Source organism: Streptomyces sp. YIM 130001 (assembly GCF_003574445.1).
In the GTDB taxonomy this organism is placed as follows: domain Bacteria; phylum Actinomycetota; class Actinomycetes; order Streptomycetales; family Streptomycetaceae; genus Streptomyces.
On the sequence record NZ_KZ984549.1, the window covers coordinates 56,540 to 78,888 of the forward strand.

Here is a 22,349-nt window from a genome sequence, read left to right on the forward strand (position 1 = left end):
AAGCCACCGAGCGGGCGGCACGGCCGCTGTGTCCGATACGCGCTCGATCCGCTCTGACGGCGCTGGGAGACGACCCGCGCCACCCCGTACTGCACGGCGAGGGCGCCATCTCGATCTTCTCCTCCGACTCGGGTCCGACCGATGCACTGCGCGGTCCGAAGGCCCCGACCGACAAGGGCCGTCCGGGCAGGATCATAGGTGAGCTGCAGGAGTTGCCGACGGCCCGACGTGAAGCGCACAGATGATCCGGCGTCCCGTCTCGCCCCGTAGCCCCCTACGCCCGCGCGCCGCGGTGGCGTCGCTCTCCGTGGCCAGCGGGATGTCGAAGCATCCGTATGCGGGAGTCGCTGATGGCTGGTATCCGTTGTGCCGGCGGTGGCCCGCCCTGTCACGCCCTCGGCTTCCCGCGCGCGGATGAAGCCTGCGAGGTGTCCGCCCCGGAGCTCACGTGCCGCTGGGTCTCCTGCGGGCCGTGCCAGTCCAGGCACATCACGGTGGCATCGTCCTGGAGGCGTCCGCCGGCCGCCTCCAGGACGGCGGACGTCAGGGCCAGTGCCGTCTCCCGCGGGTGCAGGCCACGAGTTCGCTCCAGCAGTGCGGGCAACTGCACATTCGCTGCGTGCCGTTCGATCATGCCGTCGGTGAACATGAGCAGACGGTCGCCGGGGCGCAGATCCAGGGACTGGACACGGTAGGGCTGGGGCGCGAGCTCGGACAGCCCGAAGGGCTGGTCCACCTCGCACGTGACCACTTCCACCGTGCCCTCGCGCAAACGCAGCGGCCAGGGGTGGCCTGCGTTGACGAACTGGACCTGCCCGGTACGAAGGTTGACGCGCAGCAGCTGCCCGGTGGCGTGACCGCGACCGTGGTCGACCAGAGCCCGATCGGCCAGTCGCGCTTGCTCGGCCAGCCCCGCTCCCGCCCGGCGGGCGCCGCGCAGAGCGCCCACCAGGACGGTCGCGGCAAGGGCAGCGTCGATGTCGTGCCCCATGGGGTCGGTCACCGACAGGTGCAGGACGTCGCGCTCCAAGGCGTAGTCGAAGGTGTCGCCGCTGAGGTTCTCGGAGGGCTCCAGGTTCCCGCACAGCGTGAATTGTGCGGCTTCGCACGACAGTGACATGGGCAGCAGCTGGTACTGGATCTCCGCGGCCAAGGAAGGGGGCCTGGAGCGTTTGCCCCAGGTGTAGAAGTCCGTGAACCGCCCGTTGGCGATCACGATGTAAGCCAGGAGGTGGGCGGCTTCCCCGATCTCGGCGAGTACGCCCTCGCCGAGATCGCTGGGCAGGAGCAATTCCAGCAACCCGATGGCGTCTCCGCGGTTGGTGACCGGAACGATCACCCGCTGCTCCTCGCCCGCCGTCTCCTGATGCAACTGCTGGGTGCGGATCACCTGCTCGTAGACGCTGCCGAACAAGGGCGTCCGCTCCGCTTCCGGCCCGCCCTCGACCAGGCCGGCGGTGGACAGCCGCGCCACCGCCTGTCCGGTCAGGTCCACGATGAGGAAGGAGACCTTCGTGGCGTCGAACCGTCGACGCAGATGCTCCGCCACCACATCGACGGCCTCCACCGGCGCCGCCGTCTCCGCTGCCGTGAGCAGTCGGGCGAGCCTGCTGTGCCCACCGCTCACGCTTCGCTCTCTTCCTCGCCTGCGTCTCAGCTTGGGTACCCGCACGGCAAGCGTCAATCGGAGACCGGCCGGGCTCAGGCTTCGGGGATGGGCCGGCCGTGGTCTGCCAGATTCATGGACTCCGGCTCCGGGCCGCCGCGTCGGCCGGTCTCCAGGCCGTCGATCGCCTTCAGCTCGCCGGCCGTGAGGTCGAAGTCGAAGACGTCGATGTTCTCGGCGATCCGGTGGCGCTTGGTCGACTTCGGGATCACGGAGCGGCCCTGCTGGAGGCCCCAGCGAAGCAGCACCTGGGCCGGGGACTTGCCGTGCGCCTCGGCGATACCGGTGACGACGTCGTCCTCGAGGACGCTGCGGCGGTCCTCGCCGTATCCCGGGTAGAAGGTGATCCCGCCGATCGGGGACCAGGCCTGGTTGAGGATGCCGTTGCGGTCGTCGAATTCGAGGACGGTGCGCTGCTGGAAGTACGGGTGGATCTCCAGCTGGTTGACGGCCGGGACGACCGTGGTGGCGTCGAGCAGTGCGGTCAGGTGGTCGACCATGAAGTTGCTGACGCCGATGGCCCGGACCTTGCCGTCGGCGAGGAGCTTCTCCAGAGCACGGTAGGCCGCCACGGTCCTGTCGAAGTCCGACGGCAGCGCCTGGTGCAGGATGAGCAGGTCGATCCGGTCGAGCCCGAGTTTGGCGGCGCCCTTGTCGAAACCGTGCAGGGTCTCGTCGTAGCCGTAGTCGCTGATCCAGATCTTCGTCTCGACGAAGATCTCCTCCCGGGGCACGCCGGAGTCCCGCAGGGCCTGGCCGACCTCGCGCTCGTTGCCGTAGGCGGCGGCCGTGTCGATGTGCCGGTAGCCCAGGTCGAGCGCGTCCTCGACGGCGGCACGGGTCTCGTCCGGCGGGGTCTGGAAGACGCCGAGTCCGAGGGCGGGCATCTCTACACCGTTGTTGAGGGTGATCGTCTGCATCGCTGAGCCTTTCGTTGCGGGTGGCGCTTGCGTGCGGGGGGCACGCTGCGGGTCGGGACGGTCACGACCACAGGTAGCGCCCGCCGTCCAGGAAACCGCGGATCGGCGCGCAGGTGGGAGTCACTGCTCTTCCAGGTAATGGCAGTACCTCGCGGGCGCTCACCGCCGGATCTACCGTGAAGGCACCGGCACAGGATGCACATCGAGCCAGAGGAGTTGCCGTATGCCCGCCCGCCTCGTCGCCCCCGTCACCGAAGCCCGCGGGCCGTGAGTACGGCCGACCGCAGCAGGAAGACGCCGACCGCCGAGGTCCGGGAGTTCCTGAGTACTCGCCGGGCACGGATCACGCCGGAACAGGCCGGACTGCCGGTCTACGGAGGGAACCGGCGCGTGGCCGGGCTCCGCCGTGAGGAAGTCGCTCTCCTCGCGGGCATGAGCGTTGATTACTACGTACGGCTCGAACGCGGGAACCTCGGCGGCGCATCGGACTCCGTACTGGAGTCCCTCGCGCACGCGCTGCAACTGGACGAGGCCGAACGCACCCACCTCTACGACCTCGCCCGCGCGGCCGCCCCGGCGGGCCGGCGTCCGACCGTCACGGCGTCGCGGGTGCGGCCCACCATGCTGCGCCTGCTCGACTCCATGACCGACGTGCCGGCCTACGTACGCAACGCTCGCTTCGACATCGTGGCCGCGAACGCGCTGGGCCGGGCCCTGTACGCACCGGTCTTCGACTCACCGCTGTTCGTGCGGCGCGGTCCGGTCAACAGCGCCCGCTTCATGTTCCTCGACCCGGCGAGCCGGGAGTTCTGGTCGGACTGGGACCGGGGCGCCGACGACGCGGTCGGGTTCCTGCGCACCGAGACGGGCCGGGCGCCCAACGACAAGGCACTGACCGATCTGATCGGCGAACTGACCGCGAAGAGCGACGACTTCGCGCGCCGGTGGGCCCGCCACGACGTGAAGTTCCACCGCTCCGGCCTGAAGAACCTGCACCACCCACTGGTTGGCGATCTCGCCCTGCCCTACGAGGCGATGGAGCTGCCGGCCGATCCGGGCCTGCGCCTGAACTTCTACACGCCCGAGCCGGACTCCCGGGAACAGGCGGCACTCGGCCTCCTCGCCAGTTGGGAACGCACCGGCAAGACCGTTCCCTCCGGGAACCAGTGACCCTTCCAAGGAGAACCACCTGATGCAGTACCGACCGCTCGGCCGCACCGGCGTCCAGGTCAGCCCGCTCTGCCTGGGCGCGATGATGTTCGGCCCCTGGGGCAACGAGGACGAAGCCGACTCGATCCGGGTCATCCACCGCGCCCTCGACGCGGGCGTGAATTTCGTCGACACCGCAGACGTGTACTCCGCCGGTGTCTCGGAGGAGATGGTCGGCAAGGCCCTCGCGGGCCGCCGCGACGACGTGTTCCTGGCGACCAAGTTCTTCATGCCGATGGACAAGGACGATCCCAACCAGCGTGGCGGGTCACGGCGTTGGATCTTCCGAGAGGTCGAGAACTCCCTGCGGCGCCTGGGCACCGACCACATCGACCTCTACCAGGTCCACCGCCCGAGCCCGGACACCGACGTCTCCGAGACCCTCGGCGCCCTCTCCGACCTCGTGCATCAGGGCAAGATCCGCTATATCGGCTCCTCCTCCTACTCCGGCTCCCAGATCGTCGATGCCCAGTGGACTTCGCGGGAGCGGAACCTGGAGCGGTTCGTCACCGAGCAGCCGCCGTACTCGATTCTGGTCCGCGGGATCGAGGAGGACGTGTTGCCCGCGACGCGTCGCCACGGCCTGGGCACGCTCACCTATAGCCCCCTGTGCGGCGGCTGGCTCTCCGGCCGCTACCGCAAGGACGCCACCGCGGGCCCGGCTTCCTCGGCCCGTCCGCAGGCACGCTTCGACATGCGCTCCCCGGCCAACCAGCGCAAGCTCGACGCCGTCGAGCAGCTCGCCGTCCTCGCCGAGCAGAACGGCCTCACCCTGATCGAGCTCGCCGTCGCCTTCGTCGTGAACCACCCCGGCGTCACCTCGGCAATCATCGACCCGCGCACCATGGCCAACTGGAGGCGTTCCTGCCCGCCGCGGACGTCACGCTCTCGCCGGACGTACTGGACGCCGTCGACGAGATCGTCCCACCCGGCCTCACGGTCAACCCGGTCGACAACAGCTACGGCGACTTCGAACTGAGCCCGGCTCAGCGGCGTCGCTGACGTGATCCGCGAGGGCGAGGCCCTACCGCACCAGGCACGGCCGCTTGGCGTTGAACTCCCAGCCGGGGACCAGGTAGTTCATGGCGATGGCGTCGTCGCGTGCGCCGAGTGCCTTCTCGCGGTACAGCGCGTGGGCCGCGTGCAGGCGATCCGGGTCCAGTCGTACACCGAGTCCGGGTGCGGAGGGGACGGCGATCTCGCCGCCGGTGATGCGTGGCGGGGTGACGGTGAGGCGCTCCAGGCCTTCCTGCCAGATCCAGTGGGTGTCGAGGGCGTTGTACTCGCCGGGCGCCGCGGCGCCGCAGTGCGTGATCATCGCGAGGGAGATGTCGAAGTGGTTGTTGGAGTGGCAGCCCCAGGTGAGTCCCACCGCGTGGCAGAGCTGGGCGACTCGTACCGAGCCCTGCATGGTCCAGAAGTGCGGGTCGGCGAGCGGGATGGAGACGGACTGCAGGGCCAGTGCGTGGGTCAGCTGGCGCCAGTCGGTGGCGATCATGTTGGTCGCGGTGGGCAGGCCGGTGGCGCGGCGGAACTCGGCGAGGATCTCGCGTCCCGAGTAGCCGTCCTCTGCCCCGCAGGGGTCCTCCGCGTAGGCGAGGGTGTCGACGAGCGGGCGGCACAACTCGACGGCCTCGCGCAGCGACCAGGCGCCGTTCGGGTCGAGGGTGACGCGGGCCTCGGGGAAACGTCGCTTGAGGGCACGCACCGCGGTGACCTCCGCGGTGCCGTCCAGGACTCCGCCCTTGAGCTTGAAATCCCGGAATCCGTACAGGTCGTGGGCGGCCTCGGCCTGGCGTACGACGGCCTCGGGGGTAAGGGCTTCCTCGTGCCGGACGCGGTACCAGTCCGTGTCGGCGTCGGGTTCACGGACGTAGTCCAGGTCCGTGCGGTCGGGGTCGCCGACATAGAAGAGGTAGCCCAACATGCGTACGGAGTCGCGCTGTTGGCCGTCGCCGAGGAGAGCGGCGACGGGTACGTCCAGGTGCTGGCCGAGGAGGTCGAGCAGGGCGGACTCGATCGCGGTGACGGCGTGGACGGTGGTCCGCAGGTCGAAGGTCTGACTGCCGCGCCCTGACCGGTCACGGTCGGCGAAGCGGTCGCGGACGGCTCGCAGGACTGCCTTGTAGGTGCCCAACTCCGCGCCCAGGACCAGAGCTTGAGCATCCTCAAGGGTGCGGGTGATGGCCTCGCCTCCGGGTACCTCGCCGAGTCCGGTGCGCCCCTCGGAGTCCGTGAGGACGAGCACGTTACGAGTGAAGTAGGGGCCGTGGGCCCCGGACAGGTTCAGCTCCATGCTGTCCCGGCCTGCTACGGGAAACACCGCGTACGCCGCGACGGTCGGTTGTCCGCTGCCCATCGGATCCCCAGCCCCCGTGATTCTCATATGTGGACGTCAGTTGCGTATGAAGACGAGCTGAGGCTAGGACGAGCCGCTCGGGGCGTCAATGGGCCCGCTCCCCGAGCGGCTCGGTCACCACTGCGCGGGGTAGTCAGCCCCGGTAGGTCTCCAGCAGCCGCAGCCAGATCTCGCTGATCGTCGGGTAGGCGGGGACCGCGTGCCAGAGGCGCTCGATCGGCACCTCGGCGGTCACCGCGATGGTGGCCGCGTGGAGCAGTTCACCGGCCCCGGGGCCGACGAAGGTGACGCCGATGACGGTCTCCGTGTCGAGGTCCACCAGCATGCGGGCCTGCCCGCGGTAGCCGTGGGCGTACAGGCCCGCGCCCGCGACCGCGCCCATGTCATAGTCGACGGCGCGCACCCGGCGGCCGGACTCCTCGGCCTCGGCGAGCGTCGGGCCGACGGCGGCCGCTTCCGGGTCGGTGAACACCACTTGCGGTACGGCACGGTGGTCGGCGGTCGCCGCGTGCGCACCCCAGGGGTCCGTCTCGAGGAGGGGAACCCCGCCCGCCCTGGCCGCGATGGCGGCACCGGCGATCCCCGCCTGGTACTTGCCCTGGTGGGTGAGCAGAGCCCGGTGGTTGACGTCGCCGACCGCGTACAGCCAGCCGGTGCCCTCCACTCGGCAGCTGTCGTCCGTGGTGAGCCAGGAGCCGTCCTCGAGGCCGACGGACTCCAGTCCGAGGCCGTCCGTGCGCGGGGCGCGGCCGGTGGCCATGAGCACCTCGTCCGCCTCCACGAGCGAGCCGTCACCGAGGGTCAGGGTGACGGTGTCCCCGCTGCGGACCACCGAGGTCACATCGGTGCCGGTACGCACGTCCGCCCCGGCCTCGCGCAGCCCCTCGGCGACGAGCTCGCCGGCGAAGGGTTCCATGCGCGGCAGCAGCCTGTCCGTACGGGCCAGGAGCGTGACCTGGGAGCCGAGCCCTTGCCAGGCGGCGGCCATCTCGGTGCCGACAACTCCCCCGCCGACCACCGCGAGCCGCCCCGGCACGTGGTCCGCGCTGGTGGCTTCGCGGCTGGTCCAGGCGCGGGCCCCGGCGAGCCCGGGCAGATCGGGCAGCACCGCACGGCTGCCGGTGCACACCGCCACGGCATGCCGCGCCTCCAGGACGTGCCGCTCCCCCTCGGGGCTGGTCACGACGACGCGTTTCGGTCCGTCGAGACGACCGTGGCCGCGCAGGACCTTGACGCCGATGGAATCGAGCCATTCGGCCTGGCCGTCGTCCTTCCAGTTGTTGGTGTAGTAGTCGCGATGGGCGAGTACGGCCGTGGCGTCGAGAGGGCCCTGCACCGACTGGCGCAGGCCCGGCACCCGGCGGGCGTCGGCCCGCGCGATGACGGGGCGCAGCAGCGCCTTGCTCGGCATGCACGCCCAGTAGGAGCACTCACCCCCGATCAGTTCGCTCTCGACGATCGCGGCACTGAGGCCCGCCGCGCGGGCCCGGTCCGCCACGTTCTCCCCCACTGGGCCGGCGCCCAGGACGACGACGTCGTACTCGCTGGTGGCTGCATGTCCCTGTCCCATGAATCCCAGTGTTCCCGTATGTGTGCGCCGCGGCCACAGGGGCATCCGGAACAGTGGCCCGGAATAGGGCACGGTCCCGCGCCGTTGTGCGGGTCAGTACGACGCAGCCGCCTGGAGAGGTAGATCAGTGAGCACCCAGGAACTCACCAAGGACAACTTCGACGAGATCGTGTCGGAGAACGAATTTGTGCTCATCGACTTCTGGGCGGAGTGGTGCGGTCCCTGCCGGCAGTTCGGCCCGGTCTACGAGGGCGCTTCCGAGCGTCACCCGGACCTGGTCTTCGGCAAGGTCGACACCGAGGCACAGCCCGAGCTGGCGCAGGCCTTCGGCATCCAGTCGATCCCGACGCTGGCGATCATCCGGGACAAGGTGGCGATCTTCGCCCAGCCCGGTGCGCTTCCGGAGTCGGCTCTCGAGGACGTGATCGGCCAGGCACGTGACGTGAACATGGAGGACGTGCGCAAGGCCATCGCCGAGGAGCAGGCCAACCAGGGCGACCAGGCAGGACAGCCGGCTCCGCCCGCCGGCGAGTGATCCGGGCCGGCTGCGCCTTCGGGTGCGGCCGGCCTTCGAGGACCCGGACCCTCCAAGGGGGTTCCGGGTCCTCGTGCGTCCGGGGCGGCCGCACCTCGCCCACGTGCGGGTGGTGGCCCCGAGTCGAGCCCCCGGCGCTATCGTTCGGTCGGACGAACAGCCGACCGACAGGAGGGCTCCCGGTGAGCGACGACCGAGCCGCGGGGCTTGCCGAGACGGCGAACGCCCTGGCGAGCGGCGAGTTGACGTCACGCGAGGCCATCGAGCGCGCTCTGGCCCGCATAGAGGCTTCCCGGCCCTCCCTGAACGCCTTCCGACTGGTGCGCGCCGAGGCTGCGCTCGAGGAGGCCGACGCCGCCGACCGGCGGCTCGCTGCGGGCGAGCAACTCCCCCTGCTCGGCGTGCCGGTCGCGGTCAAGGACGATATGGACGTCGCGGGTGAGCCGACCGCGTTCGGCTGCGGGGGGACGTTCCCGGTCAAGGGCAGGGACGCCGAGGCGGTACGACGCCTGCGCGAGGCCGGCGCCGTGATCGTCGGAAAGACCAACTCGTGCGAGCTCGGCCAGTGGCCGTTCACCGAGGGTCCGGCGTTCGGCGAGACGCGCAATCCGTGGAACACCGCTCACACGCCCGGGGGGTCGTCCGGCGGCTCGGCCGCTGCCGTGGCGGCCGGCCTGGTGCCTGCCGCGCTCGGCTCGGACGGTGCGGGTTCGGTGCGCATCCCGGCCTCCTGGACACATCTGGTGGGGATCAAACCGCAGCGTGGCCGGATCTCGTCCATGCCCGATCCGGAGGCGTTCCAGGGCATCACCGTCAATGGACCGCTGGCTCGCACCGTCGCGGACGCGGCACTGCTCCTCGACTGCGCGAGCGGCAGCCACCCGGGCGATCTGCACCGGCCGGCCCCGGTACGTCTCGCCGACGCCGCGACCCGGGAGCCGGGGCGGCTGCGGGTGGCGGTGTCGTTCCGCATGCCGTTCACCGCGACCCCGAAGCATCTGGACCCGGGGGTGGGGGCGGCCGTGCTCTCGCTCGCCGAGCGCATGGCCGCACTCGGCCACGAGGTGGAGGAGGCGGATCCGCGCTACGGGCTGGTCGGTCTCGGGTTCGTGCCCCGGGCGACGGCCGGGATCGCGGAGTGGGCCCGTCGGGTGCCGGACCCGGACCTGCTCGACCCGCGCACCCGGGAGGCGGCCCGGCTGGGGCGCACTCTGTCCGGGGCTCCGCTCAGGGCCGCACGCCGGGCGGAGGACGGGTTGCGGCGCAGGGTGTGGAGCCTGTTCCGCCGGTACGACGTGCTCCTGGTGCCGACCACGGCCACCGCGGCCCCGCGCGTGGGTGCCTTCGACGGACTCAGCGGGTTCGCCACCGACCGGGCGATGATCGCGGCGTGCCCGTACGCCTGGCCGTGGAATGTGCTCGGCTGGCCCGGGGTGAGCGTTCCGGCGGGTGTGCTGCCGGGTGAACTGCCCGTGGGTGCGCAGCTGTTGGGCCCCGACAGCAGCGAGCCGCTACTGGTCTCGCTGGCCGCGCAACTGGAGAGCGAGATGCGCTGGCACGAACGGTGGCCGGCCACGGCGGACGAACCCGGAGCGGCGGCCCGCTGACGAGGGAGCCCAGCACATGCGCGGTCGCGGACGTGGACCGTGCGGACGGGCAGGAACAAGCCGGGATGTCGCGCCTGCGGGACGGCACGCACGAGTGGCCGTCAGAGGCTTCCGTCCACGGATGACCGCCCTCCGTACCCTCGAAGCCCTTGGCCTAGGCTGCTCTGCGTGACTGCCTCCACCGAACCTCAGCAGAGTGCCGACTCCCCCGGCCGCCACGGTCCTTCGGCCACCGTCGAGGCCGATCCCCGGGAGGTGGGCCGGGTCCGTACCGAGTACGCGCCCGCCCACGACGGCGATCCCGATCCCGGCGAGATCGTGTGGACCTGGGTGCCCTACGAGGAGAACGACGGGCGGGGCAAGGACCGGCCGGTCCTGGTCGTCGCGCGCGAGGCGGCCGGCAGCCTGCTCGGTGTGGCGCTCTCCAGCAAGCGGCACGACGGCGACCGGGAGTGGGTGGCACTCGGCACCGGCCCCTGGGACTCCTCCGGACGTGAGTCGTGGGTGGACCTGGACCGGGTGCTGCGCCTGCACGACGGCGGGATGCGCCGGGAGGCCTGCGCGCTCGACCGGATGCGCTTCAACGCGGTCGTCCACCGGCTCCAGGAACGCTACGGCTGGCGCTGAGCCTCGCCGGGCCGGCCTGTCACCGCACCGGGTCGCCGGTCAGATCTGCGAACTCTGCGGTGAAGGCGCCGAGCGTGGTGGCGTCGCGTGTCCGGTCGAGGACGGCGAACACGACGTGCGTGAAGGTGCCGGCGAAGCGCCCACCGTCCGCGAGCAGGGCGCGGAACGCGCCGGCCACCTCGGCCGGGTCGTTGCGGAAGACGCCGCACCCCCACGCGCCCAGTACCAGTCGGCGGTATCCGCAGGCCGTCGCCGTCTCCAGGACGCGCTCGGCACGGCTTGCGAGCGCCTGCCCGATCCGGTGCGCCTCGGCCGGCGTACGGCGCAGGATGACACCCGCGTTGGGTGCGGGCGAGGTCAAGAACCCGGCCCTGTACGGGACTTCGAGCAGCGCGCCGCGGTCGTCGCGGAACACCGGCACCCCGGGTGAGTGGATCACGCGGTCGGAGTAGAACGGGTCGCGGTCCGCCCGGTGGTGGGCGTAGTAGTCCGGAGCGCGGAGCAGGCACGTATACAGGGCGGAGGCTCGGCAGAGGGCTTCCTCCTGCGCCTGGGCGCCGTTGAGGTAGCCGCCGCCGGGATTGCGTGCGGAGGCGAAGTTGAGGACGGCGACCGGGTCCGGCACCGTCGGTTCGGACGTCAGACGGCGGGCCGCCTCCATACTGCTCTCGCCGGTCGTCTCGAACCGTGTCGCGACGAGGCCGGAGGTCGCGTCCGCGGCCCCCGCGGCCACGGGCTCCGGGCCGAACAGTGCCGTACCGTCCGCAGCGGCCGCGATCTCCTGCGCGAGGTCCACGCGCCGGCCGTCGGGCAGTACGTAATGACCGGCCTCGACGATCTCCTGGGTGTGTTGTGCGGTGGCCCGCAGACGTGCGCTCATGTGCCGTCCCCCGTCGTTCTCATGACGCCATCGTTGCCTGCGGGTGACGCCTGTCGCAATGCAATTCATCGGCCGCAGGTGCACTCTTGTGCACGTGCGGCGGAAGAGTTTGGCTTGACTGAGCACGCCGACCGGAGGCATCCTCACCGAGCCACCAGGTATCGAACACACCTTCGATCAATGATCCGGAGGACCGATCCATGCAAGAGGCCGACTGTCCCCGGCGCACCCCCACCGTCACCGAGGCGGAGGTGGAGGCGCTGGTCAAGGGCATCTGTTTCAAGACCGGGCCGCCCCACACCCTGGGCGTCGAACTCGAATGGCACATACGGGAGTTGCACGACCCACGACTCCGCGTCCCACCCGAACGTCACGAGGCGGCCCTGGCCGCGGTGCGCGCACTGCCCCTCGCCTCACCCCTCACCGTGGAACCCGGCGGGCAGCTCGAGCTGAGCTCGCTCCCCGCCCCCTCCCTCTCCTCCTGCGTCGACCTCGTGTCGGCCGATCTCGCGCTGCTCCGCAGCACACTCGCCGGCTTCGGGCTCGGGCTCAGCGGCATCGGCCAGGACCCGTGGCTGGCCCCTCGGCGCACTCTGACCGCCGCACGCTACGACGCCATGGAGGCGTACTTCGACCGGACGGGCCCCGCCGGCCGCGCCATGATGTGCTCCTCCGCCTCGGTACAGGTATGTGTCGACGCCGGGCACGAGGAACCAGGTCCGCTCGGTCACGGGCGCCGCTGGCGCATGGCGCATCTCCTCGGTGCCGTACTGGTCGCGGCGTTCGCCAACTCGCCCATGGCCGAAGGACGCAGGACCGGATGGCGCTCCACCCGGCAAGCCGTGTGGGCCGCGATCGAGCCCAGCAGGTCGGCAGCCCCGCCGTACGGCGCGGAACCGCGTGCGGCCTGGACGGAGTACGTCCTCGACGCGCCGGTGATGTGCCTGCGCACCGAACACGGTCCCTGGCAGATCCCGGACCGGCTCACCTTCCGTGACTGGCTGCGGCACGGTCTGCCGCGCCCGCCCACCCAGGACGACCTCGACTACCACCTGACCACACTGTTCCCGCCGGTACGGCCGCGCGGGCACCTGGAACTGCGCATGATCGACGCCCAGGGGGGAGACGACGGCTGGCTGGTCCCGCTGGCGGTCACCGACGCGCTCTTCGACGATCCCGAGGCCGCCGAGCGCGCGTACCGGATCGTCGAGCCGCTCGGCGAGCGGGCCGGTCCGAAGCCGGCACCGCACAACCCTCTGTGGCTGGACGCGGCACGGCACGGCCTTGCCGACCCGGAACTGCACCGCGCCGCGACCGCGTGCTTCGCCGCTGCCACCGAGGCCCTGCCCCGGCGGGGCGCGTCGAGGACGGTGCGCGACGCGGTCGGTGCGTTCACAGAGCGCTACGTCGCCCGGGGCCGCTGTCCGGCCGACGATCTGCTGGAACGAATCGACGGGAGGCGCCCATGACCACGCCCCAGACCGACCCCGAGGCGCTGCGCCGACGCGCGCTCGATTCCCTGACCTCGGCACGCGACCGTACCCGGCTGCTCACCGAATGCGTGGACGACGGCGAACTCACCGCACAGCACTCGCCGTTGATGTCACCCCTGGTGTGGGATCTCGCGCACATCGGCAATCAGGAGGAGCAGTGGCTGCTGCGCGCGGTCGCCGGACAGGACGCGCTGCGCCCCGAGATCGACTCGGTCTACGACGCGTTCGAGCACCCGCGCGCCGAACGCCCGAGCCTGCCCCTGCTCGCACCCGCCGAGGCACATCGCTACGCCGGTGAGGTGCGGGGCCGGGTGATCGACGTACTGGAGGGTTCCTCCTTGCGGGGTTCCCCGCTGGTGGACTCCGCGTTCGCCTTCGGCATGGTCGCTCAACACGAACAGCAGCACGACGAAACGATGCTGATCACCCATCAGCTGAGGCGTGGCCCGGCCGCACTCGCCGAGGAGACGGCCACTCCCCCGCACGCGTCCCTCTCGGCGCCCGAAGTCCTGGTTCCCGGCGGCCCGTTCACCATGGGAACTTCGACGGAGCCGTGGGCTCTCGACAACGAGCGTCCCGCGCACCGCCGCGAGGTTCCCGCCTTCTGGATGGACACGGCGCCGGTGACGTGTGCGGCGTACCAGGAGTTCATGGCGGACGGCGGCTACGAGGATCCTCGCTGGTGGGATCCGCAGGGCTTCGACCTGGTGACGCGGCAGGGCGTCCGGGCCCCGCTGTTCTGGCGCCGGGAGGGCGGTGTGTGGCTGCGGCGGCGCTTCGGTGCCACCGAGCCCGTACCGCCGGATGAGCCGGTGCTGCACGTCAGTTGGTACGAGGCGGACGCGTACGCCCGCTGGGCGGGACGGCGGCTGCCGACCGAGGAGGAGTGGGAGAAGGCTGCGCGGCACGATCCCGCCACCGGGCGGTCGAGCCGCTACCCCTGGGGGGACGAGGAACCGGGCGTGGAGCATGCGAACCTCGGGCAGCGGCGGCTGCGCCCTGCCCCGGCAGGCAGCTATCCGGCGGGCCGCTCGCCCTCGGGCGTGGGCCAGTTGATGGGCGATGTGTGGGAGTGGACGTCGAGCGGCTTCCTGCCGTACCCCGGCTTCGTCACCTTCCCTTATCGGGAGTACTCCGAGGTGTTCTTCGGTGGCGACTACAGGGTGCTGCGCGGCGGGTCGTTCGCGGTCGGCGAGGTCGCCTGCCGCGGCACCTTCCGCAACTGGGACCATCCGGTGCGCCGGCAGATCTTCTCGGGCTTGCGTACCGCACGGGACGCACGGCCGGGCGAGGACGGTACGCACGTCGGCCGGGACCGCTGATGTGCCGTCATCTCGCCTACGTGGGCGAGCCGTTGCCGCTCGCCGAGGTTCTCGTCTCGCCGGACCACAGTCTGCTGCGGCAGTCGTGGGAGCCCCGGAGGCAGCGCTACGGCACGGTGAACGCGGACGGCTTCGGGGTCGGCTGGTACGTGGACGGTGACCCGGTGCCGGCCCGCTACCGGCAGGCCGGTCCGGTCTGGGCCGATCCGAACTACGCCGACCTGACCCGGGTGGTGCGCAGTGGCGCGGTGCTCGCCGCGGTCCGGGACGCGACCGAGGCGGGCGCGGACGGCGCGGCGGCGGCCGCTCCGTTCGCCGCGGGGGGCCGGCTGTTCAGCCACAACGGTGCGGTCTCCGGCTGGCCGGGGTCGCTCGCTGCGGCTGCCGGAGCCCTGCCGGCCGCCGATCTGCTGTCCCTGGAGGCTCGCTGCGACTCGGCGCTGGTGTGGGCGCTCGTCCTGCACCGGATCCGCTGCGGGGCGGGCGACGGATCGGCGCTCGCCGGCGCGGTGACCGAGGTCGCCGCGGCGGCCCCGGGCTCCCGTCTCAACCTCCTGATGACCGACGGCCGCACGATCACCGCGACCGCCTGGGGCGACACGCTGTCCTACCTGGCCAGCCCGGGCCGGCGCACCGTCGTGGCCTCCGAGCCGTACGACGACGACCCGGCCTGGCGCCAGGTCCCCGACCGGACCCTGCTGACCGCGACCCGCACCGAAGTCCTGCTGACCCCGATCGACGAGGTTCCGGTGCCGCTCGGCGGCCTGCAGCCCCCGCTCGATCTCCCGCCGTATCCGTCCGAGGAGCCGATCGCGTGAGCCCGTTCCAGCTGACCCGCATCCTGCCCGAGGACGCCACCGGGGCCGCCCTGCGCGCCGATGTGCGCACCGGCTTGACCGGAACTCCCAAGACCCTGCCGCCCAAGTGGTTCTACGACGCCCACGGCAGCGCGCTCTTCGAGAAGATCACCGAACTGCACGAGTACTACCCGACCCGAGCCGAGCGGGAGATCCTGCACGCCCGCGCCGACCGGATCGCCGCGGCGAGCGGCGCCCGCACTCTGGTGGAGCTCGGATCCGGCTCGTCGGAAAAGACCGGCCGCCTCCTCGACGCCCTTCCCGGCCTGGACAGTTACGTACCGGTCGACGTCAGCGCGAGCGCCCTCGAGGACGCGGGCCGTGCCCTGGCCGTGGAACGACCGGGACTCACCGTGCACGCGCTGATCGCCGACTTCACCCGGGGCCTCACCCTCCCGCCCACTCCGGGCCCACGCCTGGTGGCTTTCCTCGGCGGCACGGTCGGCAACCTGCTGCCCACCGAACGGGCCTCGTTCCTGCGCTCCGTCCGCCATCTGCTCGAACCCGGGGACATGCTGCTGCTCGGCACGGACCTGGTGAAGGCCGAGAGTGAGCTGGTGGCCGCCTACGACGACGCGGCGGGCGTGACCGCCGAGTTCAACAAGAACGTGCTCGCGGTGATCAACCGCGAACTCCGCGCCGACTTCGACCCACAGGGCTTCACGCACATCGCCCGCTGGAACCCGGACCGGGAGTGGATCGAGATGCGGCTGCGGGCACAGCGGGCGCACACGGTGCACATCCAGGAGCTCGGCCTCGACGTGGAGTTCGCGGCCGGAGAAGAGGTGCGCACCGAGGTGTCGGCCAAATTCCGGGAGGAACGGGTCCGGGTGGAACTGTCCGCGGCCGGATTCCGGCCGGCGCACTGGTGGACCGATGAGCGCGGGCGGTTCGCGCTGTCGCTCTCGGGCGTATGAACAGGGCGTCCGGCCAAGACCGTTCAGCCGCGGGTGTGGTCGAGCTCCTCGGTGATGCGGGCTGATGCCTTGCGGGCCTCGCGGGCGGGGTCGCCGCCGGTGAGGACCGCCGTCATGTACCGCTTGATCGGGTTGTCGGCCTCCACGGCGGCCCAGCGGGGAGAGTTGGGGGTCGCGCGGCCCTCGGCCGCACCGGCGGCCATGGCGGCGACTCCCTCCTCGGCGCCGACCACGCCGGACAGGGTGGTCTTGTTGGGCACGTAGTTCATGGTCCGTGCGAGGTCGGTCTGCCACTTCTTGCCGGCCAGTTCGGCGACGACGTTCACCGCGGCGTCGCGCTGGTCGGTGCGCTCGGGGACGACCAGGTCGGAGCCGCCGGTGAAGACGGCTCCGGGTTTGTCCGCCTTCTTGCCCGGCACCGCGAAGTAGCCGATCTTCCCTTCGAGTTCGGGGTTGGCTTCCTCGATCGCCTTGGTGGTGCCCGGTACGGCGATGATCTGGGCGACATCCCCCTCGGCGAACACCTCCGCCTGGGGCGGGGTCTCCTCGTCGGCGTCCTTCGGTCCGTCGCCGAGTGCCTGCAGCCGCTCGTAGAAGTCCATGCCGCGCAGCGCTTCCGGGCTGTGGAGTGATCCCTTCCAGCGGACGTCGCGTTCCTCGGCCAGGTCGCCGCCCTCCTCCCAGATGAACCCGGCGAGCGTGTACCAGTCCTGGCCCGCCAGGTAGATGCCCTGGTTCTTCCCGGTGTTGAGGCGTTTCGTGAGGGCCGCCCACTCGGCACGGTCGGCAGGCGGTTCCTTGATTCCGGCGGCGGCGAAGCGGTCCTTGTTGTAGATCACGACCCGGTTCGCCGCGTACCAGGGGATCCCGTACTGGGCGCCGTCGTGCGTACCTGGTTCGGCGAGACCGGGCAGCCAGTCCTTCATGCCCCATTCGCGCATCGACTCGAGCGTGAGGTCGAGCAGCCCTCCGTGATCGACGTACTGCGCGACCTGGGTGTTGCCGACCTCGATCACGTCCGGCGCGGAGGCCTCGTCGGTGTCGAGGGCGCGGGTGATCTTCTCGCCGATGCCCGACCAGTCCTGGAACTTCACCTCCAGCTCGACACCGGAGTGCCGCTTCTCGAAGTCGGTCGTGAAGCGGTCCACGAACGCCTGGGTGGCGCTGCCCTTCATCAGCCAGACGGTGACGGTCCGGGTGTCCCCGTCGCCACCCGGCAACAGCCCGCAACCGCTCAGGGCCACGAGCGATGCCAGGGCGAGGGGGACGGCGAACGGTCTCTTCTTCACGGGCGATCACCTTCGGCATGCGGGGCAAGGGGCGGCAGCCCGGCATGGGGGGAAGCGAAAGGCGCTCGCCCGGGTATGTGGCTGGATTTTGGTATGGACCAATTCGATCGGTCAACCCTTCGAACCCCGGGACCTGCCCGATCGCCTCGCGGTCGGGCGCCAGTTGGGGCACGGTGGAGTCACCGAGCGAAAGGAGTACTACTCCATGTCCGACCACACGTACCGGGTCACCGAGATCGTCGGAACCTCGCAGGACGGAATCGACCAGGCCATCCGTAACGGGATCAGCAGGGCGTCGCAGACCGTACGCGGCCTCGATTGGTTCGAGGTGACGCAAGTCCGCGGCCACATCGTCGACGGGGCGGTCGAGCACTACCAGGTCGGGCTGAAGCTTGGATTCCGGCTGGAGGAATAGCCCTGCAGGGGCCGACGAACGGCCGGGGCTCCCCATCGCAGGTTCGGGGTCGGGCCCCGGTCAGGTACGCCCCTCCCGCTCCTGCGCATCCGCGAGGTCCGCGGACCGCACCGCCCACCGTGCCCGCACGACCGTGAACCCGGCCGCTTCCGCCGCGTCGCAGACCTGCTCGTCGTCGTCCACCAGCATCCCGACCTCGCGCACTCGGGACAGGCGTCGCAGGACGTCGAGCTTGGTCTGCCGTGCGGGCCGCCGGTCGCGGTCCCCGCGCATCCAGATCCGCCCGGCGGGGAGGCCCTGCCGCTCCAGCCAGGCGCTCGTGTCGGCCCGGCAGCGCTCCGGCCGGCCCGTCAGGTACTGGATCTCGCAGTCCGTCGCGTTCGCGTGCACGAGCCGGACGCCTTCGGCGAGGGGCGGGTCGTCCGGGGCCGCGGCGAAGAAGGCTTTCCAGTCGCGCGGTCTGCGCTCCAGGAAGTGCTGCCGGTGTGCGGTGCCGGCGAGCGTGTTGTCCAGGTCGAACAGAGCCAGGGGTGGCCGCGCCGCGTCGTCCATGGCTCCAGCGTAGGCCGTGGCGGACCGGGGGCTCCGCGCACCCGGCGACCCGCGGCCTTCCCTGCGCCCGGGAATCCTCTTGGCTCCCGCGCGTTGAAGGTGGTGTGAACTCCGTGATCAGCCGCACCCGCTTCTCCGTACTCGACCGTTCCCGCACTCGCGCCGGCCAGGAGACGGCCGCTGCCCTGCGGGACACCGTGCGCTTCGCCCAGCAGATCGAGGAGCTGGGCTACCACCGCTTCTGGGTCTCCGAGCACCACAGCGTTCCCGGAGTGGCGGGATCGGCTCCGACCGTGCTCGCAGCCGCGGTCGCGGGAGCCACCTCGACGATCCGGGTCGGCACGGGCGGCGTGATGCTGCCCAATCACCGGCCGCTCGTGGTCGCCGAGCAGTTCGGCGTGCTCGCCTCGCTGTTCCCGGGGCGGATCGACATGGGCCTGGGCCGTTCCGTCGGCTTCACCGGCGGGATCCGCAGGGCCCTCGGCGTGGACCGCGAGGGCGCCGACGCATTCGCCGACCAGCTGCGCACCCTGCTCGGATTCCTCACCGGCACCCAGACCGACTTTCCGCAGGTGCACGCCCACCCGGCCGAGGGGCTCGGCATCCCTGCGTACGTCCTGGCCATGGGCGAGGGCGCGACGGTGGCGGCCGAGGCGGGGCTCCCCCTGGTGATCGGGGATCTGCGCAGCCGGACGCGCATGGTCGAGGCGGTCGGACGGTACCGGGACGCGTTCAAGCCCTCGCAGTGGGCCGCCGGACCCGAGGTGATCATCTCGGGCAATGTGGCGGTCGCCGGCACGGCGGCGCAGGCGCGGCGGCTCCTCGTACCGGAGGCGTGGTCGATGGCGTACTCCCGTACGCACGGGGTCTTCCCTCCCCTCGAGCCGGCCGAGGCGACGGAGAGCCGGACCATGACCGACAAGGAGCGCGAATTCTTCGAGTCGGGGCTGCGGGGCCAGCTGCACGGCACACCGGACGAGGTGTACGCCCGGCTCGAGGACCTCATCACGGCCACCGACGCCGCCGAGGTCCTGGTCACCACCTCCTCGTACGACCGGGCGGCGCTGCTCGACTCGTACAGTCGGCTGGCCCGGCTTGCTGGTCTCGACGGCCCCCGCGTTGCGAGGGGCCAGGGTGCCTAGAATCGTGGAGTTTGCCCAACAGTCGCCCCGGAGAGCCGATGGACAGCCCGCACGACCCCTATCTGCGCGTCCGCGGGGCGCGTGAGCACAACCTGCAGGCTGTGGACGTCGACATCCCGCGCGATGTGCTCGTGGCGTTCACCGGGGTCTCCGGTTCGGGCAAGTCGTCGCTCGCCTTCGGGACGATCTACGCGGAGGCGCAGCGCCGCTACTTCGAGTCCGTCGCTCCGTACGCCCGGCGGCTCATCCACCAGGTCGGGGCGCCGCAGGTGGGTGAGATCACGGGGCTGCCGCCCGCCGTATCGCTCGAGCAGCGGCGTTCCACTCCCAGCTCGCGATCGTCCGTCGGCACCGTGACCACGCTGTCCAACTCGCTGCGCATGCTGTTCTCCCGCACGGGTGACTATCCACCGGGGGCCGAGCGCCTGGACTCCGACTCCTTCTCCCCCAACACCGCGGCGGGCGCGTGCCCGGGGTGTCACGGTCTCGGTCTGGTGCACCGCACGACCGAGCAGTCGCTCGTGCCGGATCCCGCACTCTCCATCAGGCAGGGCGCGATCGCCGCCTGGCCGGGCGCCTGGCAGGGCAAGAACCTGCGCGACGTACTGGAGGCGCTCGGTTACGACGTGGACCGGCCGTGGCGCGAGCTCGACGCGGCCGACCGGGAGTGGATCCTGTTCACCGACGAGCAGCCGGTGGTGACGGTGCATCCGGTGCGCGAGGCGGGCCGCATCCACCGCCCGTACCAGGGCAAGTACATGAGCGCGCGGCGCCATGTGATGAAGACGTTCGCCGATTCGCGCAGTCAGACGCTGCGGGCCCGCGCCGAGCGTTTCCTGGAGAGCGCGCCGTGCGGCGTCTGCGGCGGCAGCAGGCTGCGCCCCGAGGCGATGGCGGTGACCGTAGCCGGGCGGACGATCGCCGAACTCGCCGCGCTGCCGCTGGCCGAACTCGCGGACCTACTGGCCTCCGCGGCCGGCGACGCCACCGCGGAGGTCCTGACCGGCGATCTGGTCGCACGCATCGAGGTGGTGCGTGAACTCGGCCTCGGCTACCTGTCGTTGGACCGGACGACGCCCACCCTCTCGGCCGGAGAACTGCAACGGCTGCGCCTGGCGACCCAGTTGAGGTCCGGTCTCTTCGGAGTGGTGTACGTCCTGGACGAACCGTCCGCAGGCCTCCATCCGGCCGACACCGAGGCTCTGTTGACCGTGCTCGACCGGCTCCGGGCGGCGGGGAACTCGGTGTTCGTGGTGGAGCACCACCTGGACGTGATGCGGCGTGCGGACTGGCTCGTCGACGTCGGGCCGCTCGCCGGCGAGCACGGCGGCCGGGTGCTGCACAGCGGGCCGGTGGCGGGACTGGCCGAGGTGCCCGAGTCGCGGACCCGCCGGTTCCTCTTCGACCGCGGGCCGGCGCCGGTCCGGACCGTACGAACGCCGGCCGGACACCTGAAGATCGGCCCGGTCACCCGGCACAACCTGCAGGACGTCTCCGTGGACCTGCCCCTCGGGGTGCTGACGGCAGTGACCGGCGTGTCGGGTTCGGGCAAGTCCACCCTGATGAACTGTGTCGACGAGGAACTCCCGGGTGCAGGACGCCTGGTGAGGGTGGATCAGAAACCGATCGGCCGTACTCCGCGGTCCAATCTGGCCACCTACACGGGCCTCTTCGACGTGGTGCGGAAGGTGTTCGCCTCCACCGCGGAGGCACGCGCCCGCGGCTACGGCGTGGGGCGGTTCTCCTTCAATGTGAAGGGCGGGCGCTGCGAGACCTGCCAGGGCGAGGGCGCGGTCACGGTCGAGCTGCTCTTCCTGCCCAGTACGTACACCCCCTGCCCGGACTGCAAGGGCGCGCGGTACAACCCGCAGACGCTGGAGGTCCACCACCGCGGCCACTCCATCGCCGATGTGCTCGCACTGACCGTCGAGGCCGCGGCGGAGTTCTTCGCCGACACTCCCCCCGTACTGCGCAGCCTGCGCACGCTGCTCGACGTGGGGCTCGGCTATCTGCGGCTCGGACAGCCGGCGACCGAACTGTCCGGCGGTGAGGCGCAGCGCATCAAGCTCGCCGGCGAGCTTCAGCGGGTACGCCGCGGCCACACCCTGTATGTCCTGGACGAGCCGACGACGGGACTTCACCCGGCCGATGTCGAGGTGCTGATGCGGCAGTTGAACGGCCTCGTCGACGCCGGGCACTCCGTGGTGGTGGTCGAGCACGACATGGATGTGGTGGCCGGGGCGGACTGGGTGGTGGACCTCGGTCCGGGCGGCGGGGACCAGGGCGGACACGTCGTCGCCACCGGGACCCCGGCGGAGGTCGCCGCAGTGGCCGACAGCCGGACCGCGCACTACCTGGCGGCCCGGCTGCAGAGCTGAGTAGTGGGCGGGTCGGCGGTCAGGCGTCGGACTCGGTGTCCGCCGCCTCCGGCTTCGGCTCCACGAACTGCACATCCAGGTTGATCTTGATGACGTCGCCGAGCATTCCGGGCGCGAAATCGAGCCCGAACTCACTGCGCCGGATCTCGCCGTGCGCATCGAACCCGGCGTGCCTGCTGCCGTCCATGGGGATGTCGACGAGCCCGCCGAACTCGACGTCGAAGGTCACGGGGCGGGTCACGTCGCCGATGGTGATGTCGCCCTCGAGCGTCCAGTCCTCGTCGGCCTGGGCGATCCGGGTGGAGCGGAAGGTCATGGTGGGCCGCTTGGCCACGTCGAGCAGATCGGGGGCCCGCACATGGGCGTCCCGGTCGGCGTTGCCGGTGTCCACGGAGGCCAGGTCCACGGTGGCGGACACGGAGGAGGTCTCCAGGCTCTCCCCCACGACCAGCTCAGCCTCGAGGTCGTTGAACCGACCGCGGACCTTGGAGATGCCCAGGTGGCGGATGGTGAATCCGACCGCGGAGTGGAAGGGGTCGAAACCCCAGCGCCCGGCGGGCAGCGGAAGGGTGTCGCTCGAGTTGCGTGATTCGGTGGTGGTCATGCCTCGA

The 22,349-nt window shown here is 71.2% G+C and carries 19 protein-coding genes and 1 pseudogene; 12 read left to right on the forward strand and 8 right to left on the reverse strand.

The window, feature by feature from the left end; all coding sequences use genetic code 11:
* Positions 1 to 388: 388 nt before the first annotated feature.
* Both DSC45_RS03385 and DSC45_RS03390 read right to left on the reverse strand, forming a co-directional pair.
* Positions 389 to 1,627 (reverse strand): PP2C family protein-serine/threonine phosphatase, encoded by a 1,239-nt coding sequence (locus DSC45_RS03385; RefSeq protein ID WP_240434417.1) that lies wholly within the window; start codon positions 1,625 to 1,627, stop codon positions 389 to 391.
* A gap of 74 nt (positions 1,628 to 1,701) precedes the next feature.
* Positions 1,702 to 2,586: an aldo/keto reductase gene (locus DSC45_RS03390; protein ID WP_119286962.1), complete on the reverse strand. Its 885-nt coding sequence runs from the start codon at positions 2,584 to 2,586 to the stop codon at positions 1,702 to 1,704.
* A gap of 267 nt (positions 2,587 to 2,853) precedes the next feature.
* Here DSC45_RS03390 and DSC45_RS03395 point away from each other — a divergent pair, with 267 nt between their 5' ends.
* Both DSC45_RS03395 and DSC45_RS03400 read left to right on the forward strand, forming a co-directional pair.
* On the forward strand, positions 2,854 to 3,756 hold the full coding sequence (locus DSC45_RS03395) for a helix-turn-helix transcriptional regulator (RefSeq protein ID WP_240434424.1): 903 nt from the start codon (positions 2,854 to 2,856) through the stop codon (positions 3,754 to 3,756).
* A 22-nt stretch (positions 3,757 to 3,778) separates the two neighbouring features.
* Positions 3,779 to 4,797, forward strand: a pseudogene (locus DSC45_RS03400) (aldo/keto reductase).
* A gap of 22 nt (positions 4,798 to 4,819) precedes the next feature.
* Here the strand turns inward: DSC45_RS03400 and DSC45_RS03405 are convergent.
* Together DSC45_RS03405 and DSC45_RS03410 are read right to left on the reverse strand one after the other, a co-directional pair.
* Entirely contained in the window at positions 4,820 to 6,154 is a 1,335-nt protein-coding gene (locus DSC45_RS03405) for an enolase C-terminal domain-like protein (RefSeq protein WP_119286966.1), read from the reverse strand.
* A gap of 133 nt (positions 6,155 to 6,287) precedes the next feature.
* Positions 6,288 to 7,724 (reverse strand): dihydrolipoyl dehydrogenase family protein, encoded by a 1,437-nt coding sequence (locus tag DSC45_RS03410; RefSeq protein WP_119286968.1) that lies wholly within the window; start codon positions 7,722 to 7,724, stop codon positions 6,288 to 6,290.
* A 127-nt stretch (positions 7,725 to 7,851) separates the two neighbouring features.
* Between DSC45_RS03410 and DSC45_RS03415 the strand changes: the two genes are divergently transcribed.
* From DSC45_RS03415 to DSC45_RS03425, 3 genes are all read left to right on the forward strand, one after another.
* Complete coding sequence (locus DSC45_RS03415; protein WP_119286970.1) at positions 7,852 to 8,259, forward strand: thioredoxin family protein; 408 nt, start codon at positions 7,852 to 7,854, stop codon at positions 8,257 to 8,259.
* Between the two features lie 182 nt (positions 8,260 to 8,441).
* Entirely contained in the window at positions 8,442 to 9,866 is a 1,425-nt protein-coding gene (locus DSC45_RS03420; protein WP_119286971.1) for an amidase, read from the forward strand.
* Positions 9,867 to 10,034: 168 nt separating this feature from the next.
* Positions 10,035 to 10,493, forward strand: coding sequence for a type II toxin-antitoxin system PemK/MazF family toxin (locus tag DSC45_RS03425; RefSeq protein WP_119286973.1), 459 nt, complete (start codon positions 10,035 to 10,037; stop codon positions 10,491 to 10,493).
* Between the two features lie 19 nt (positions 10,494 to 10,512).
* Here DSC45_RS03425 and DSC45_RS03430 read toward each other — a convergent pair whose 3' ends face one another.
* Positions 10,513 to 11,373 carry a TIGR02452 family protein gene (locus DSC45_RS03430; RefSeq protein ID WP_119286974.1) on the reverse strand — a complete coding sequence of 287 codons (861 nt, stop codon included), beginning with the start codon at positions 11,371 to 11,373 and terminating at the stop codon, positions 10,513 to 10,515.
* A 200-nt stretch (positions 11,374 to 11,573) separates the two neighbouring features.
* Between DSC45_RS03430 and egtA the strand changes: the two genes are divergently transcribed.
* Genes egtA through egtD form a run of 4 tightly spaced genes read left to right on the forward strand, consistent with a single transcriptional unit; the run spans position 11,574 to position 15,962 of the window.
* Positions 11,574 to 12,842: an ergothioneine biosynthesis glutamate--cysteine ligase EgtA gene (gene egtA / locus DSC45_RS03435; protein WP_119286976.1), complete on the forward strand. Its 1,269-nt coding sequence runs from the start codon at positions 11,574 to 11,576 to the stop codon at positions 12,840 to 12,842.
* A complete protein-coding gene (gene egtB / locus DSC45_RS03440) occupies positions 12,839 to 14,188 on the forward strand; it encodes an ergothioneine biosynthesis protein EgtB (protein WP_119286978.1) in 1,350 nt (449 codons plus the stop codon). The genes egtA and egtB overlap by 4 nt, the downstream gene beginning before the upstream one ends.
* Positions 14,188 to 15,006: an ergothioneine biosynthesis protein EgtC gene (gene egtC / locus DSC45_RS03445; RefSeq protein ID WP_119286980.1), complete on the forward strand. Its 819-nt coding sequence runs from the start codon at positions 14,188 to 14,190 to the stop codon at positions 15,004 to 15,006. The genes egtB and egtC overlap by 1 nt, the downstream gene beginning before the upstream one ends.
* Positions 15,003 to 15,962, forward strand: coding sequence for an L-histidine N(alpha)-methyltransferase (egtD, locus tag DSC45_RS03450; protein ID WP_119286981.1), 960 nt, complete (start codon positions 15,003 to 15,005; stop codon positions 15,960 to 15,962). The genes egtC and egtD overlap by 4 nt, the downstream gene beginning before the upstream one ends.
* Before the next feature lie 23 nt (positions 15,963 to 15,985).
* Here the strand turns inward: egtD and DSC45_RS03455 are convergent, their stop codons facing one another.
* Positions 15,986 to 17,251: an extracellular solute-binding protein gene (locus DSC45_RS03455; protein ID WP_240434439.1), complete on the reverse strand. Its 1,266-nt coding sequence runs from the start codon at positions 17,249 to 17,251 to the stop codon at positions 15,986 to 15,988.
* 205 nt (positions 17,252 to 17,456) lie between these two features.
* Here DSC45_RS03455 and DSC45_RS03460 point away from each other — a divergent pair, with 205 nt between their 5' ends.
* Positions 17,457 to 17,666, forward strand: a complete 210-nt coding sequence (locus DSC45_RS03460; RefSeq protein ID WP_119286983.1) for a dodecin — start codon at positions 17,457 to 17,459, stop codon at positions 17,664 to 17,666.
* A gap of 60 nt (positions 17,667 to 17,726) precedes the next feature.
* Here DSC45_RS03460 and DSC45_RS03465 read toward each other — a convergent pair whose 3' ends face one another.
* On the reverse strand, positions 17,727 to 18,218 hold the full coding sequence (locus DSC45_RS03465) for a phosphatase domain-containing protein (protein ID WP_119286985.1): 492 nt from the start codon (positions 18,216 to 18,218) through the stop codon (positions 17,727 to 17,729).
* Positions 18,219 to 18,322: 104 nt separating this feature from the next.
* Here DSC45_RS03465 and DSC45_RS03470 point away from each other — a divergent pair, with 104 nt between their 5' ends.
* On the forward strand, positions 18,323 to 19,360 hold the full coding sequence (locus DSC45_RS03470) for an LLM class flavin-dependent oxidoreductase (protein ID WP_119286987.1): 1,038 nt from the start codon (positions 18,323 to 18,325) through the stop codon (positions 19,358 to 19,360).
* A 38-nt stretch (positions 19,361 to 19,398) separates the two neighbouring features.
* Positions 19,399 to 21,738, forward strand: coding sequence for an ATP-binding cassette domain-containing protein (locus tag DSC45_RS03475; RefSeq protein ID WP_119286989.1), 2,340 nt, complete (start codon positions 19,399 to 19,401; stop codon positions 21,736 to 21,738).
* 19 nt (positions 21,739 to 21,757) lie between these two features.
* Here DSC45_RS03475 and DSC45_RS03480 read toward each other — a convergent pair whose 3' ends face one another.
* Positions 21,758 to 22,342 (reverse strand): YceI family protein, encoded by a 585-nt coding sequence (locus DSC45_RS03480; RefSeq protein ID WP_119286990.1) that lies wholly within the window; start codon positions 22,340 to 22,342, stop codon positions 21,758 to 21,760.
* Positions 22,343 to 22,349 lie beyond the last annotated feature (7 nt).

Bases quoted from the DNA above. Each gene is read 5' to 3' on its own strand.
- DSC45_RS03390 (WP_119286962.1), bottom strand. From the start codon at position 2,586: ATGCAGACGATCACCCTCAACAACGGTGTAGAGATGCCCGCCCTCGGA.
- DSC45_RS03405 (WP_119286966.1), bottom strand. From the start codon at position 6,154: ATGGGCAGCGGACAACCGACCGTCGCGGCGTACGCGGTGTTTCCCGTA.
- DSC45_RS03410 (WP_119286968.1), bottom strand. From the start codon at position 7,724: ATGGGACAGGGACATGCAGCCACCAGCGAGTACGACGTCGTCGTCCTG.
- DSC45_RS03430 (WP_119286974.1), bottom strand. From the start codon at position 11,373: ATGAGCGCACGTCTGCGGGCCACCGCACAACACACCCAGGAGATCGTC.
- egtA (WP_119286976.1), top strand. From the start codon at position 11,574: ATGCAAGAGGCCGACTGTCCCCGGCGCACCCCCACCGTCACCGAGGCG.
- egtB (WP_119286978.1), top strand. From the start codon at position 12,839: ATGACCACGCCCCAGACCGACCCCGAGGCGCTGCGCCGACGCGCGCTC.
- egtC (WP_119286980.1), top strand. From the start codon at position 14,188: ATGTGCCGTCATCTCGCCTACGTGGGCGAGCCGTTGCCGCTCGCCGAG.
- DSC45_RS03460 (WP_119286983.1), top strand. From the start codon at position 17,457: ATGTCCGACCACACGTACCGGGTCACCGAGATCGTCGGAACCTCGCAG.
- DSC45_RS03465 (WP_119286985.1), bottom strand. From the start codon at position 18,218: ATGGACGACGCGGCGCGGCCACCCCTGGCTCTGTTCGACCTGGACAAC.
- DSC45_RS03475 (WP_119286989.1), top strand. From the start codon at position 19,399: ATGGACAGCCCGCACGACCCCTATCTGCGCGTCCGCGGGGCGCGTGAG.
- DSC45_RS03480 (WP_119286990.1), bottom strand. From the start codon at position 22,342: ATGACCACCACCGAATCACGCAACTCGAGCGACACCCTTCCGCTGCCC.